This is a genomic window from Salmonella sp. 32010601201800023SM, assembly GCF_017572235.1.
GTDB lineage: Bacteria > Pseudomonadota > Gammaproteobacteria > Enterobacterales > Enterobacteriaceae > Salmonella > Salmonella enterica.
In genome coordinates, this window is sequence record NZ_JAGEQS010000002.1 from 281,619 (window position 1) to 295,862 (window position 14,244).

General features: G+C 49.4%; 12 protein-coding genes and 1 tRNA gene. 7 read left to right on the plus strand and 6 right to left on the minus strand.

Going from position 1 to position 14,244, the window contains the following annotated elements:
• Positions 1-411 precede the first annotated feature (411 nt).
• Entirely contained in the window at positions 412-1,596 is a 1,185-nt protein-coding gene (locus tag J4617_RS08760; RefSeq protein WP_017465455.1) for an anaerobic sulfatase maturase, read from the plus strand.
• A 68-nt stretch (positions 1,597-1,664) separates the two neighbouring features.
• Complete coding sequence (locus J4617_RS08765; RefSeq protein WP_017465456.1) at positions 1,665-3,404, plus strand: arylsulfatase; 1,740 nt, start codon at positions 1,665-1,667, stop codon at positions 3,402-3,404.
• Positions 3,405-3,451: 47 nt separating this feature from the next.
• On the opposite strand, the gene ripR is transcribed toward J4617_RS08765, so the two are convergent.
• Positions 3,452-4,330, minus strand: coding sequence for an itaconate degradation transcriptional regulator RipR (gene ripR, locus J4617_RS08770; protein WP_000423170.1), 879 nt, complete (start codon positions 4,328-4,330; stop codon positions 3,452-3,454).
• Between the two features lie 91 nt (positions 4,331-4,421).
• On the opposite strand from ripR, the gene ripC reads away from it, so the two are divergent.
• From ripC to J4617_RS08790, 4 genes are all read left to right on the plus strand, one after another.
• A complete protein-coding gene (ripC, locus tag J4617_RS08775; protein WP_001112897.1) occupies positions 4,422-5,264 on the plus strand; it encodes an itaconate degradation C-C-lyase RipC in 843 nt (280 codons plus the stop codon).
• Positions 5,265-5,287: 23 nt separating this feature from the next.
• Positions 5,288-5,815 (plus strand): (R)-specific enoyl-CoA hydratase RipB/Ich, encoded by a 528-nt coding sequence (gene ripB / locus J4617_RS08780; protein WP_001094307.1) that lies wholly within the window; start codon positions 5,288-5,290, stop codon positions 5,813-5,815.
• A 24-nt stretch (positions 5,816-5,839) separates the two neighbouring features.
• Positions 5,840-7,165, plus strand: a complete 1,326-nt coding sequence (gene ripA, locus J4617_RS08785) for an itaconate CoA-transferase RipA/Ict (protein WP_000982337.1) — start codon at positions 5,840-5,842, stop codon at positions 7,163-7,165.
• 64 nt (positions 7,166-7,229) lie between these two features.
• Positions 7,230-7,610 (plus strand): VOC family protein, encoded by a 381-nt coding sequence (locus J4617_RS08790; protein ID WP_000582672.1) that lies wholly within the window; start codon positions 7,230-7,232, stop codon positions 7,608-7,610.
• A 158-nt stretch (positions 7,611-7,768) separates the two neighbouring features.
• Here J4617_RS08790 and J4617_RS08795 read toward each other — a convergent pair.
• Together J4617_RS08795 and J4617_RS08800 are read right to left on the minus strand one after the other, a co-directional pair.
• Positions 7,769-7,844, minus strand: a tRNA-Phe gene (locus tag J4617_RS08795).
• Positions 7,845-7,949: 105 nt separating this feature from the next.
• On the minus strand, positions 7,950-8,657 hold the full coding sequence (locus J4617_RS08800) for a DUF554 domain-containing protein (protein ID WP_000234466.1): 708 nt from the start codon (positions 8,655-8,657) through the stop codon (positions 7,950-7,952).
• A 425-nt stretch (positions 8,658-9,082) separates the two neighbouring features.
• Here J4617_RS08800 and J4617_RS08805 point away from each other — a divergent pair, with 425 nt between their 5' ends.
• A complete protein-coding gene (locus J4617_RS08805; protein ID WP_017465457.1) occupies positions 9,083-11,218 on the plus strand; it encodes an ornithine decarboxylase in 2,136 nt (711 codons plus the stop codon).
• 61 nt (positions 11,219-11,279) lie between these two features.
• On the opposite strand, the gene J4617_RS08810 is transcribed toward J4617_RS08805, so the two are convergent.
• The 3 genes from J4617_RS08810 to J4617_RS08820 all read right to left on the minus strand — a co-directional run bounded on the left by J4617_RS08810 (position 11,280) and on the right by J4617_RS08820 (position 14,226).
• A complete protein-coding gene (locus J4617_RS08810) occupies positions 11,280-12,536 on the minus strand; it encodes a nucleoside permease (protein ID WP_001049804.1) in 1,257 nt (418 codons plus the stop codon).
• 216 nt (positions 12,537-12,752) lie between these two features.
• Positions 12,753-13,838 (minus strand): membrane-bound lytic murein transglycosylase MltC, encoded by a 1,086-nt coding sequence (mltC, locus tag J4617_RS08815; RefSeq protein ID WP_000976289.1) that lies wholly within the window; start codon positions 13,836-13,838, stop codon positions 12,753-12,755.
• 112 nt (positions 13,839-13,950) lie between these two features.
• Positions 13,951-14,226: an oxidative damage protection protein gene (locus tag J4617_RS08820; RefSeq protein ID WP_000091706.1), complete on the minus strand. Its 276-nt coding sequence runs from the start codon at positions 14,224-14,226 to the stop codon at positions 13,951-13,953.
• Positions 14,227-14,244: the final 18 nt, after the last annotated feature.

Sequence of the window (14,244 nt, forward strand, 5' to 3'; positions counted from 1 at the left end):
AATAATGTGACGTATGTTGCGGTATTTTTTATAACATCTTGAAAATAAATGATTTTAATTTAAATCCTGTCTGGTTTTCTAAAAAATAATTTAAAATTATTAATATGATTTTTTTCTGTCGCGGTTGACTCATCTCCTGAAAATGCCGTGGGTTCTCGTCCTTCAGGACGATATTATTTTGAGACGCCTGTTCTATGATTTTCTGTAATAGCGCAGGTTAACAGAGACTTAATTTCTGGTTCAGACAGGATTTGCTAAATAACGTTTCAATAGCGTTATGCGCTATGCAGAAAACCGGCGTATCAATAGATACAGCCTGCTCTCGGCATTCTGCCCGCAGCGCCAGACGAACGCTATTGCGAAATGTGAGTCATTTCTCCGCATCAGAAATGATAACTACAGGACAGAATAATGTTGAATCTCAACACATTACGGCAACAACAAATCCCCGTAATGACGGAATATCGCGCGCAGATACCCTTTCATATTCTGGCAAAACCCATAGGCCCTGCATGTAATCTGGCCTGCCGCTATTGTTATTACCCACAGGGCGAAACGCCCGTAGAAAAAATGAATGAATCAACGCTGGAGATTTTTATTTGTCGCTATATTGCGGCGCAACCTGCCAGTGCGCGTGAAATTAATTTTGTCTGGCAAGGCGGTGAACCGCTTTTAGCCGGAATCGGTTTTTATAAAAAGGTAATAGCGCTTCAACAACGATATGCGCCTGACGGCGTGACGATCAGTAATAGTCTGCAAACGAATGCGACGTTGTTAAACGATGCCTGGTGCCGTCTGTTTCGCGACAATAATTTTACTATTGGCATCAGTCTTGAGGGCAGTGAAGACTTGCAAAATCATCATCGTCCGGGCAAACGCGGCGAGGCCAGCTATCCGGCGGTGTTGCGGGGAATCACATTGTTACAACACTATCGAGTCGATTTTAATGTACTGATTGTCGTGCATGATGACATGGCTCGCCATGCGGCAGCCATCTACGATCATGTTGTTAGCCTTGGCGCTCGTTATCTGCAATTTCAGCCACTGATGGACGAAGGCAACGCCCTACAGCAACGTTACCAATTGAGTGCGGATAACTGGGGACGTTTCATGATTGATATCTGGCGTCAATGGCGCAAACGCGGTGATATGGGACGGGTTTTTGTGATCAACATTGAACAGGCATGGGCACAATATTTTACGCATATCAGCGCCACCTGTGTCCATTCCGCCCGCTGCGGCACGAATCTGGTCATGGAGCCGGACGGCAAACTCTATGCCTGCGATCATCTGATTAATAGCCAGCATTACCTGGGACAGCTTTCTAATAATACGTTAGCGCCAGCCGTAGATTCCGCAACCCGGCTTCCCTTTGGTATTAAGAAAAGCCAGCGCCGGGAGTGTCAACGGTGTTCTGTGAAAATAGTCTGCCAGGGAGGCTGCCCCGCACATATCAACAGTGCCGGCTACAACCGACTTTGTAGCGGCTATTACTCTTTTTTCACGGAGATTCTGGCTCCGCTACGCGCCTGGCCCCGGAATCTGAATGGACTGAAGGCCTGGCGTGCTGACGTTATGGGCAGATTTTCGGGCTGATGGTCCCTCTTGCCGCATTTGCCTGCCGCTCTTGTACAACACCCGTAGTCTGAAATGGAGAATAAGCCGTGAAAAAAGAAGTAACACTTGCCACACTCAGCATTATCTTCTCCGGTACGGCACACAGTACGCAAAACGAACGTCCTGATATTATCGTGATTATCGCTGATGATATGGGATATTCTGATATCACTCCCTTCGGTGGGGAAATCCCAACGCCTAATTTGCAGGCGATGGCTGAGAACGGCGTGCGGATGAGTCAATATTACACGTCTCCCATGTCTGCTCCCGCCCGTGCGATGCTATTAACCGGGAACACCAGTCAGCAAGCGGGTATAGGCGGTATGTGGTGGTATGAAAATACCATAGGTAAGGAAGGCTATGAATTGCGCCTGGCTGATCGGGTGACGACCATGGCTGAACGCTTTAAAGATGCTGGTTACAATACGCTGATGGCGGGTAAATGGCATCTTGGTTTTACGCCAGGCTCGACGCCAAAAGATCGGGGCTTTCGTCATTCTTTCGCCTTGATGGGGGGAGGCGCCAGTCACTTTGATGATGCCGTGCCGCTGGGAACCGTGGAGATATTTCATACCTATTATACCCGTGACAATCAGCGCATTTCACTGCCCTCCAGTTTTTACTCCAGCGAAGCCTATGCCAGCCAGATTAATCGCTGGATCAGCGAGACGCCACGGGAACAACCTATCTTCGCGTGGTTGGCCTTTACTGCGCCACATGATCCTCTGCAGGCGCCGGATGAATGGATTAGTCGTTTTAAAAGTCAGTATGAACAGGGCTATGCAGACGTCTATCGTCAGCGTATTGCTCGTTTGAAGAAACTGGGTTTCCTGCGTGATGACATACCTCTGCCAGGACTGGAACTTGATAAAGAATGGCAGGCGATGACCCCGGAACAGCAGAAATATACGGCGAAGGTGATGCAGGTTTACGCTGCTATGATCGCCAATATGGATGCACAGATTGGTACCGTTATTGAGACATTAAAAAAGACCGGGCGCGATAAAAACACGATTTTGGTCTTCTTAAGTGATAATGGGGTGAATCCGGCAGAGGGCTTTCACTATGAATCTGAACCAGATTTTTGGAAGCAATTCGATAATAGTTACGAAAATATTGGTCGTAAAAATTCATTTATCTCTTATGGTCCCCACTGGGCTGATGTCAGCAATGCGCCTTATGGTCGCTATCACAAAACGACCAGCGGTCAGGGGGGAATTAATACCAGTTTTATGATTTCCGGTCCTGGTATCATCCATCATGGCGCCATAGATAACGCCACGATGGCGGCGTATGATGTTGCGCCCACGCTCTATGAATTTGCAGGTATTGATGCCAGTAAATCATTATCTGAAAGACCGACACTGCCAATGATCGGCGTGAGTTTTAAACGCTATCTGACCGGTGAAAGTCTGCACGCGCCTCGCACACAATATGGTGTTGAACTCCATAATCAGGCGGCCTGGATAGATGGGGAATGGAAATTACGTCGTCTTGTCACAGTATTCCCACAGGCGGGTAATGCGCCATGGGAATTATTCAACCTGCAACGTGACCCCCTGGAAACGCATAATCTCGCAGCAAATTATGCGGATAAAGTGAAAATACTGAGCAGCGCATATGAGGCATTTGCAAAACAGACAATGGTGCTTTATGCCAAAGGCAAGCTTATCGATTATGTGGGTATCGACAGTAAAACCGGGCGTTATCTGGCTGTCGATCCACAGACATTGCAGCCAGTTCCTGCTCCGTTAGCGATTCCTTTAGACACAAAATCGGACCAATAATTATTGGTTACGTTTCAAATGATTATTCAACGCTCACATAACCGCATTCAGCCAGTGACTTTCAGGATGAAGTTTCTCAGCGTTGGCGATGTATCGCCGCGCCGGTATGCCAGAGCCAGCTTTGCGACGGGCATCTGGTCTGCAACGGGGCGGTATACTACTCCCTTGACATTAACCTGTCTCATTGAATCTGGAACCATCGACACGCCCATCTCTGCCGACACAAGGTTAATGACTGACGAAATTTGCGGCACGAGTTGACCAATTTTCGGTTCAAAGCCCGCTTTACCGCAGGCCTTGATCACTGCGTCATAAAGCGACAGGCCGATTTCACGTGGGAAGAGTAAAAAAAACTCATCTTTGAGAATCGAGAGTGCAATCTGTTTACACGCCGCAGCAGGATGCGTTTCTGCCAGCACAATAACCATTGGCTCTTCAGACAGTAACCTGAGCTGGAACCGTTCATTGCCTGTAAAACCAGGTCTCAGAAAGGCAACATCCAGCGATCCTTCATTCAATTCATCAGCCAGTTGAGTTGTATTTCCTTCCTCAAGCTGCAAACGAACGTCAGGATAAGCCCGCTTGAAAGTACGGATTGCGCCGGGCACCACACTGTTAAATGCCGCAGAGGCAGTAAAACCCACCCTTAACACGCCCGATTCCCCTCTGGCAACACGCTGCGCCGCCAGCACGGCTCTTGTCGCGGTAGCAGGCATCCCTTTAACAACATCATAAAATGCTTTTCCAGCCTCGGTTAATTCCGCGCCATGAGGCACTCTCCGGAATAGCTGCGCTCCCAGCTCTCTTTCCAGATCCTTAATCTGTTGGCTTAGCGGCGGCTGACCTATGCCTAATTTTGTCGCAGCCCGCGTGAAATGCCGCTCTTCAGCGACGGCGAGAAAATAGCGAATATGGCGCAGTTCCATCCTCATCTCCAAAAGCAATTAAGAATGGCACCATCATATATTGGAAGAATGAAACCAGCGAGCGCATAGTGAGGTTAACAGGAGGTGCAATATGCCCGATATTTCTCATACACCGACACGTAGCTGGCTTTTTACCCCAGCAATTCGACCAGAACGTTTCATAAAAGCAGTTGAAAGTGCGGCGGACATTTCTATTATCGATCTTGAAGATTCCGTCACCCCGAATGACAAGGCGCAGGCCCGGAAAATTGCGATGCAGTTCCTTTCATCCCGACCAAACTCATCGCTGAAAATAGCATTAAGAATTAATGGAATGAATACTCATGCTGGCATTGAAGACCTGCATATGTTACTGGAATGCCGTTTTTTTCCTGATTACATTATTCTTCCGAAAACAGAGTCAGCCGCGCACCTGCAAATCGTGGATAGTCTTATCATGATGGCTGGTTCTGATACTCGCCTTATTGGCATTATTGAGTCAGTTGTTGGGCTTAATGCCGTAGAGTCTATTGCGGACGCCACCCCCAGACTCTGCGGGTTGATGTTTGGCGCCGCAGATATGGCGGCTGACATTGGCGCCACACCCGCCTGGGAGCCTCTTGCGCTGGCGCGGGCCAGAATAGTGGCTGCCTGCGCTATGAAAGGGCTTCTTGCAATAGATGCTCCCTTCTTTGATATAGGCGATTTTTCAGGTCTGAAAGAGGAAACGCTGCAGGCGCTCAGTTTTGGTTTTTCTGCAAAATCGGCTATTCACCCCGCTCAGATTAGTGTAATCAACGCCGCATTTACTCCTACAACGGCAGAAATTAATCATGCTCGTGCAGTACTGACAGAGAATGCCAAAGGCGTCGGGATCGTTAGCGGCATGATGATAGATGCAGCCGTTGCCCGTCAGGCCCGGAGATTACTCGCCCGGGCAGGGATCTTTTCCTGATTTTATTAACAGAGGAATTGATTATGAACACGTTATTACCCGCTTATAAAACCATTAGCGAGGGGCGCTACCGAGAAATTTCGGGTCTTTACTGGGAGGATTTTCATCCCGGTGATGTTTTTGAACATCGTCCCGGCCGGACGGTTCTGGACGCCGATAATGTGTGGTTTACACTGCTCACTCTCAATGTGCAGCCGGTCCATTTCGATGCGGCTTACGCCAGCAAAACGGAATGGAAAAAGTTACTGGTTGATTCAACGTTCACTCTGGCGCTTTTAACCGGTATGAGCGTGCGTACTGTCAGCGCCAAGGTCGTGGCCAATCTTGGCTGGGATAAGGTACAAGCCGTCCATCCGGTTTTCGCAGGGGATACACTTTATGCTGAAAGCACTGTACTCAGCAAACGCCTGTCAAATAGTCGCCCGGGACAAGGCATCGTTACCGTTCGGACATGTGGTATTAACCAGAATGGTGTAGAGGTCATGCGCTTCGAACGAACAATGTTAGTTTATTGCTGTGGATGTTCGCCTGAAGAAGACGCCGCTTATTGAGAAATCGCCCTGAGGTTTAGAGTCATGATGAATGTTAATGCAGTGTATGCCGAAAAATGCGTGACGCCTGACGAGGCGGTTACTTTAATTACCTCCGGCAGTCACCTCTCTATGGGAATGTTTGCAGCAGAGCCTCCAGCTTTGCTGAATGCGCTGGCAAAGCGAGCGAAAAGGGGAGAAATCAACGATCTGCGGGTTTACTGTTATGAAACAGCCAGCATTGCCGGGAACACTATTTTCCGTTATGAGCTAAGTGACTATATTCATCTCTACAGTATGTTTATTACCGGTATTGAACGGGCTTTAATACGTCAGGGGATTGAGAGTTCCGGGCGAAAAATAGTTAACTATGTACCTTCAAATTTTCATCAGGCGACGCGATTACTGGCTGATGATATTGGTATTGATACCTTTATTCACACCGTGTCCCCTATGGATAAGTATGGCTATTTTAATTTTGGAACTGGAAACGATTATTCCACCCGGATTGCGAGGACAGCTAAAAAGCTTATTGTCGAAGTTAACAAATATATGCCGCGCGTTCATGGAGAAGGTGCTGCAATCCATATTTCAGAAATTGACGCCATTGTTGAAAACCATGTCCCTTTAATTGAACTACCAATACGTACTGCCGTAGCCGAAGATATTGCTATCAGTCAGATTATCGCTTCTCTTGTGCCAGATGGCGCTTGTCTCCAGATGGGGGTCGGCGCATTACCGGAGCTCATCTGTAATGCGCTCAAGGAACATAATGATCTGGGGGTCCATACAGAGGCGCTGAATCCGGGGTTGGTAAGTTTGATTCAACAAGGCGTCGTTACCAACCAGCGTAAAAATATCGACCGGGGAATGTCTGTATTTACTTTTGCTATGGGACAAAAGGATATGTATGACTATCTCAACGACAACCCCTCTTTTTTTAGTCGGCCTGTCGATTATGTTAACGATCCGGGGATCATTGCGCAAAATGAGAATGTTGTCTCCATTAACGCTACCTTACAAATCGATCTCACTGGTGCCTGTAACTCTGAATATTTGCTTGGACACCAGTACAGCGCTTCAGGAGGGCAATTGGATTTTGTCAGAGGCGCATATGCATCTAAAGGAGGTCGTTCCATTATTACGACCCGCTCAACGGCCGCGAATGATACGATTTCTCGTATTGTTCCCCGCCTTGAGGGGCCTGTAACAACCCCACGAACGGATACGCACTGGATAGTCACTGAATTTGGCTCCGTAAACCTGAAGGGGCTCTCTTCAACCGAGCGTGCGCTCAGCATCATTGAATTGGCACATCCCAATTTTCGGCAGCAACTTAGAGTAGATGCAAAAAAAATGCATCTGATTTAAAAGTAGGTTAATGCTATTTTTTAATGTAGCATCCCTAAAATATAAACATCATGAGTCTATTCAAATGATAATTGACAGAATTGATCACCTTGTATTAACGGTATCTGATATATCAACCACAATAAGATTCTACGAAGAGGTACTTGGTTTTTCTGCGGTAACATTTAAACAAAACAGAAAAGCGTTAATATTTGGAGCGCAAAAAATTAACCTCCATCAGCAAGAAATGGAGTTCGAACCAAAAGCGAGTAGACCAACGCCGGGATCTGCCGATTTATGTTTTATTACATCGACACCGATAAATGATGTTGTGTCTGAGATCTTACAGGCAGGCATTCCCATTGTTGAAGGCCCGGTTGAGAGAACTGGAGCCACAGGCGAGATAATGTCTATCTACATCAGGGACCCTGATGGAAACTTAATTGAAATTTCGCAGTATGTTTAATGTTAAAACTTACTATTACTGCCTTTATTATGATCACGCATCCGTTTATATTGGTCTAATGGAGATCATATGGCAATAATTTCTGGAAAGAGTCTATGTTCAAACTTATTGACTTGAAGACATCGAGGTATTCATAAGAAAGCATAAAAAAGGAAAGGTGGTGCCCGGACTCGGAATCGAACCAAGGACACGGGGATTTTCAATCCCCTGCTCTACCGACTGAGCTATCCGGGCAACGAGGCGCATTAAACCGTAATCGCCTCGCTTCGTCAACGAAATTTCTTCAAATCAACGTAGACTGCACAATCTATCACCACTTTGTTGTTATTGCACGCAGAATCAGGCAAAAAACATCGCCCATGCGGCGGAGATCGGCATCGCCAGCAACAGCGCCGGGAGCATATTCACTACCGGAAACATTTTGATTCCACATACACGCAAGCCGGTCGCCACCAGCAGCAGTCCGCCCACGGCGCTAAAGTCGCCCATCATTGCCGGCGTAGTCAGTGGAAGAATGAGGGTGGCGCAGGCGGCAAGCGTTAACTGGATAATCAACATCGGTGCGCAAATCGCCGAAACGGCGATGCCAAGCGAACAGGCGAAAATTATGGCAGTGAAAAAATCCAGAAAAGATTTAGCGATCAAAATGTTTGGATCGCCGGTCATCCCTTCATGCATCGCGCCGAAAATACCGGTGCCGCTGGCGCAAAAAAGTACAATGATAGCGACGTAACTTTGAATAAATGAGTCGTGTGTCGGTTTCTTACCCGATGCCATAAATAATTGTTGGATTTTCGCGACTGCGCCATTAATGCCTTTTTCCAACAAACAAAACTCGCCGATGAGCGCGCCGACCAGCGTCGCCAGCACCATCACCGGAAGATTAGCGCACTTCATCACCAGCAGAATACCAATTCCCAGAGAGCACAGACCAAAAATAGACGTCATTGAGACGCGAATCCGTTCTGGCAGACGCTGACTTAACAGCGCGCCAATAACGCCGCCGAATAAAATTGCGCCAGCGTTAATAAAAGGTCCAATTACCACAATGACTCCTGTTATTTGTCTTTCAAATTGCCTTATTATCACGCGATTAAGCTGTTAATAGCTTGATTATCTGTGACGTATAGAGCGCTGATTTTACCTTGCGCCGTCTGGTGAAAGGTGCCATGATTGCGCGAAATTTCTCCTGCCAGCATGGGGCTCGCCGGGATGAACATAGCGCCTTTATATTGTCTTCACTGTCGCCTGACTGCGCGAGGTTTGCCCCTTTCTTTCCTTTTTTTTGTCGTCCCCGCTATGCGGTGAGGGCAGCGCACGCTCACTGCAGGACAACAGTAAAATCAGAAACAGTCTGTTTTTACTGATGTCTGGCGGTCGGAGCTGGTATCCAGTTTGACCCGGCATCTCGTTGGGCAAGGCATCGGGCCTTGTCCGGGGTTACTCTACTCCCGAAACGGGTATTTGCGCTTATGAAATCAATGAATATTGCCGCCAGCGGTGAACTCATCCCCCGCCTCTCCACCCACCGAAACGTAGTGGCGCTGGACAGTACCGACTTTACCGATGTGGCCGCAGTCGTCATTACCACTGCCGACAGCCGTAGCGGTATTCTGGCGTTGCTTAAACGCACCGGTTTTCACCTGCCGGTGTTTATGCTTGCGGATGAACCCGTTAGCGCGCCTGTCGGCGTTACGGCGGTAATAGGCGGGAACGCGCAGGAATGGCTGGAGCTGGAAAACGCTGCCTGTCGCTACGAAGCGGAACTTCTGCCGCCCTTTTATGGCACCCTGACCCAGTATGTCGACATGGGGAATAGTACCTTTGCTTGCCCGGGGCACCAGCATGGCGAGTTTTTTAGAAAACATCCCGCAGGCCGCCATTTTTATGACTTTTTTGGTGAAAACCTGTTTCGTGCGGATATGTGTAACGCCGATGTGAAACTTGGCGATCTGCTAATACATGAAGGTTCTGCCAAACACGCGCAGAAATTTGCGGCAAAAGTGTTTAATGCGGATAAAACCTACTTTGTGCTGAATGGAACTTCGGCGGCGAATAAAGTGGTCACCAATGCCCTGCTGACGCGCGGCGATCTGGTGCTGTTTGATCGTAATAATCACAAATCCAACCACCACGGCGCCCTGATTCAGGCCGGGGCGACGCCGGTCTATCTTGAAGCGGCGCGTAACCCGTTTGGTTTTATCGGTGGCATTGATGCGCACTGTTTTGATGAAACGTACCTGCGCGACCAGATTCGTGACGTGATGCCGGAAAGCGCCGATGCATCGCGTCCGTTCCGCCTGGCGATCATTCAACTGGGTACCTATGACGGCACTATTTACAACGCCCGTCAGGTGGTGGATAAAATCGGGCATCTCTGCGATTACATTCTGTTTGACTCCGCGTGGGTAGGCTATGAGCAGTTTATCAATATGATGGCGGATACCTCGCCGTTGCGGCTGGAGCTTAATGAAAACGACCCTGGGATCTTTGTGACCCAATCGGTACATAAGCAACAGGCGGGGTTCTCACAAACCTCGCAGATCCACAAAAAAGATAACCATATTCGCGGCCAGGCGCGTTTTTGCCCGCACAAACGCCTGAACAACGCCTTCATGTTGCACGCTTCGACCAGTCCGTTCTACCCGCTGTTTGCGGCGCTGGATATCAATGCCAAAATCCACGAAGGGGAGAGTGGTCGCCGCCTGTGGGCGGAGTGCGTTGCGCTGGGCATTGACGCGCGTAAAGCCATTCTCGCCCGTTGCAAACTGCTTCAGCCCTTTATCCCACTGGTGGTTGACGGCAAGCCGTGGCAGGCACATCCGACGGAGACCATTGCCAGCAATCGTCGTTTCTTCAGTTTTGAGCCCGGGGCGAAATGGCATGGCTTTGAGGGTTATGCGGATGACCAGTATTTTGTCGACCCCTGTAAACTGTTACTGACCACGCCAGGTATTGATGCCGATAGTGGGCGGTACACCGAATTCGGCATCCCGGCGACCATTCTCGCCCACTATCTGCGTGAGAACGGTATTGTGCCTGAGAAGTGCGATCTCAACTCGATTCTATTCTTGCTGACGCCCGCCGAGAGCGAAGAGAAACTGGCGCGGCTGGTCGCGATGCTGGCGCAATTTGAACGGCACATTGAAGACGATACGCCGCTTGCGGATGTATTGCCGACGGTTTTTCAGAAATACCCGGTGCGCTACCGCGATTACACCCTGCGTGAGCTATGTCAGGAGATGCACAATCTGTACGTTAGCTTTGACGTTAAGGATCTGCAAAAAGCGATGTTCCGCAAAGAAAGCCTGCCGCATGTGGCGATGAACCCACAGGATGCCAACAGCGCCTTTATTCGCGGCGATGTAGAGCTGGTGCGTATCAGCGAGGCGGGCGGGCGTATTGCTGCCGAGGGGGCATTGCCATACCCGCCGGGCGTACTGTGCGTGGTGCCGGGGGAGATTTGGGGCGGCGCGGCGCAGCGTTATTTTTTGGCGCTGGAAGAGGGCATCAATCTGTTGCCTGGTTTTTCGCCGGAATTGCAGGGGGTATATAGCGAGACCGATGCCGATGGAATTCAACGCTTGTACGGATATGTTTTAAAGTAACGTTGCCTGCAGGCCGGATAAGGCATTTACACCTTATCCGGCCTGCGAAACAGGGCAAGGATTAATGTGCAACGGGTTGCGAACTTGCCGGAACGCGAACGTGTTTGTATTTGAACAAGGCTACGAACGCGAAGGCCAGCACCAGCGAGTAGCCTGCGAAGATGAGCCACACGGTCTGCCAGTCGGTAATGCCGTTTTGAGTGTAATACTCCACCACTTTACCGCTCACAATGCCGCCCAGGATACAGCCGAAGCCATTGGTCATCATCAGGAACATCCCCTGCGCGCTGGCGCGGATTTCCGGGCGTACTTCTTTTTCGACAAACACCGAGCCAGAAATGTTGAAGAAGTCGAAGGCGCAGCCGTACACAATCATCGACAATACCAGCAGAACGGTACCGAACGGCGTCGGGTCGCCATAAGCGAACAGGCCGAAACGCAGCATCCACGCCACAATACTGATAAGCATAACGTTCTTAATACCATAACGGCTCAGGAAGAACGGAATGGTCAGGATGAATAACGTCTCAGAAATCTGCGAAATCGACATCATCACCGAGGCGTGCTGCACGATAAAGCTACTGGCGAATAGCGGATCTTTATCAAAGCTATGCAGGAAGGTGTTGCCAAACATGTTGGTGATCTGCAGTTCCGCGCCCAACATCATGGAGAAGATGAAGAAAATCGCCATCCGCTTATTTTTAAACAGCGCAAAAGCGTCAAGGCCCAGCATTGATGTCCAGCTCTGGTTTTTCTGTTGGTTCGCCACCGGAATGTGCGGCAGGGTAAAGGTAAACAGTACCAGCAGAACGGAAAGCGTCGCGCCGATATAAAGCTGCATATGGCTCAGCTCGAAACCGGAGAAACTCACGCCCCACATCGCCAGAATAAAGCCAATGGTGCCCCAGATACGGATAGGCGGGAAGTCAGTCACAATATCCATGCCGGCAGACTGCAGGCGGTAATACGATATGGTATTGATCAAGCCCAACGTCGGCATATAGGCCAACGAGTTAAGCAGGATCACAAAGAACATCGCCCCAGGCGTAGTGACTTCCGCGGCCATGAATAGCGTGATGGCGCCGACGACATGACACAGGGCATAGACCCATTTCGCGCTCAGCCATTTGTCAGCCACAATGCCTAACAAGGTCGGCATAAAGACGGCGGCAATCCCCAGTGAACTATAAACTGCGCCAATAGATGCGCCGTCAAATTTTAAGGTGACGAACATATACGAGCCCAGGGTAGTGAGCCAGCTTCCCCACAGACAGAACTGCAGAAAAGAGAGTATTTTAAGCTGCAGCTTAAGATTCATGTTAATTTCCTCACACCTGAGAGCGGATGAATGTTTTAAAAGGCACATTTGCCGTTGTGATTTGGTGTGATTCTATCAATGAGAGGCGGGCTTTTTTTGTTACCTGTGACAAATATTTGCAAACAATTTCTGCTTGCAAAGCAAAAGGGTGACGGAGTTAACACTTTTACCTTTCCCGCCTCTGTCATTTGCCAACCAGAGGCGGGATGCGATGGTTTATCGGCGGCGATACGATCGCTGGGCGGAATTCACCTTATACAGATAGCGGCGCGACTCCGCAGATGGATGTCGGGTGGTTAATATCTGGTACACATCCCCCGGCGACATGCGGTTAATCATATTCGCGGCCTGAATCTTATCGTTCGAGAATACGCGTAATACGCTGCCTGCGCCGCCATTGTAGGCGGTAATGACCGCATAGCGCCGCGACGTCGGATTCTCAATACCGCTCAGATAGACATTATTCAACATCGCCAGATACGCTGTGCCGGTATCGATATTGCTGGCGGGGTCGAACAGGAAGTTACGGCTTGGCGTGCCGGACTTACCCTGAGAACGGAAAACATCTTTCCCGGCGCTGTGTTGCACCACCTGCATCAGGCCCAGCGCATCCGCGTGGCTGACCGCATACGGGTTAAACGAGGACTCCGTTTGCATAATCGCCAGAATCAGCGACTCGTCAACGCCGTATTTACGGGAGGCCTGGCGTACCATGCCAATGTATTTATGCGCGCGTTTATCAAGGTGGTTCGGCACCAGATTAATGGTGACGCTGTAAATAATACGCAGGCCGTTACTGCGGCTTTTGAGCCGCGTTTTCAGCAAGTAATCCGCGAATGTCGTGGCGCGGCCTTCCCAGCGAATAGGCTGGCCGGTATTGTCGAGGACCTGACCATACAGGAAGGGTTCTTTAGAAATTTTTATGTCATCGACATCGGAGTAAAGATCGACGGAGGTTGGGTCGTCACCCATGAGCAACGTTTTAATAATGGCCCGGCGCAGATGTGCGGTAGGTTCCGTCCCGGCGATGGTTTCAACGGTAATGGTCCCATCATCAAAGTTGATGTGGCTACGGGTCTGGAACTGATCGGTATATTTGACGTAGTCTTTCGGCCCGGCGATCAGGACTTCCTTATATCCCCACAGATTTTCAATATTGTTGGCAAATTGCCCCATCAAAATATCAAAGCCGTTGGTATCCTTGACCCAGGCTTCATTATACGTCTCGCCTTTTTTGGTCGAACTGGAGCAGGAGATGAGCAACGGCGCAATAACAGCAAGCGCGAGTAATTTTTTCATCATTCCGGGAGTGCATGTTGTGTTGTCGTTATGCCATGTTGCCGGGCAGCGGCGCTAAGGGCTTATCCGGCATAACTCACAGGCCGAATAAGCGCAGCGTCATTCAGCAACGGGCCTATTTTTTATCTTCCGGCGTATAACCTTCGATATGAACGTCTTTGCCTTCGAACAGGAAGCTCACCATCTCCTGTTCCAGCAGCTTACGGTGCTCGGCGTTCATCATGTTGAGCTTTTTCTCGTTAATCAACATGGTCTGCTTATGCTGCCACTGCGCCCACGCGTCCTTAGAGATCTCGTTATAGATACGTTTTCCCAGTTCGCCAGGGTAGAGCTGAAAATCTTGCCCTTCAGCGTCGCGTTGCAGGTAAGTACAAAAAATCGTTCTGCTCATAAGTCATCCTCTTCATCG

Bases quoted from the DNA above. Each gene is read 5' to 3' on its own strand.
- J4617_RS08760 (WP_017465455.1), top strand. From the start codon at position 412: ATGTTGAATCTCAACACATTACGGCAACAACAAATCCCCGTAATGACG.
- ripR (WP_000423170.1), bottom strand. From the start codon at position 4,330: ATGGAACTGCGCCATATTCGCTATTTTCTCGCCGTCGCTGAAGAGCGG.
- ripC (WP_001112897.1), top strand. From the start codon at position 4,422: ATGCCCGATATTTCTCATACACCGACACGTAGCTGGCTTTTTACCCCA.
- ripB (WP_001094307.1), top strand. From the start codon at position 5,288: ATGAACACGTTATTACCCGCTTATAAAACCATTAGCGAGGGGCGCTAC.
- ripA (WP_000982337.1), top strand. From the start codon at position 5,840: ATGATGAATGTTAATGCAGTGTATGCCGAAAAATGCGTGACGCCTGAC.
- J4617_RS08790 (WP_000582672.1), top strand. From the start codon at position 7,230: ATGATAATTGACAGAATTGATCACCTTGTATTAACGGTATCTGATATA.
- J4617_RS08805 (WP_017465457.1), top strand. From the start codon at position 9,083: ATGAAATCAATGAATATTGCCGCCAGCGGTGAACTCATCCCCCGCCTC.
- J4617_RS08810 (WP_001049804.1), bottom strand. From the start codon at position 12,536: ATGAATCTTAAGCTGCAGCTTAAAATACTCTCTTTTCTGCAGTTCTGT.
- mltC (WP_000976289.1), bottom strand. From the start codon at position 13,838: ATGATGAAAAAATTACTCGCGCTTGCTGTTATTGCGCCGTTGCTCATC.
- J4617_RS08820 (WP_000091706.1), bottom strand. From the start codon at position 14,226: ATGAGCAGAACGATTTTTTGTACTTACCTGCAACGCGACGCTGAAGGG.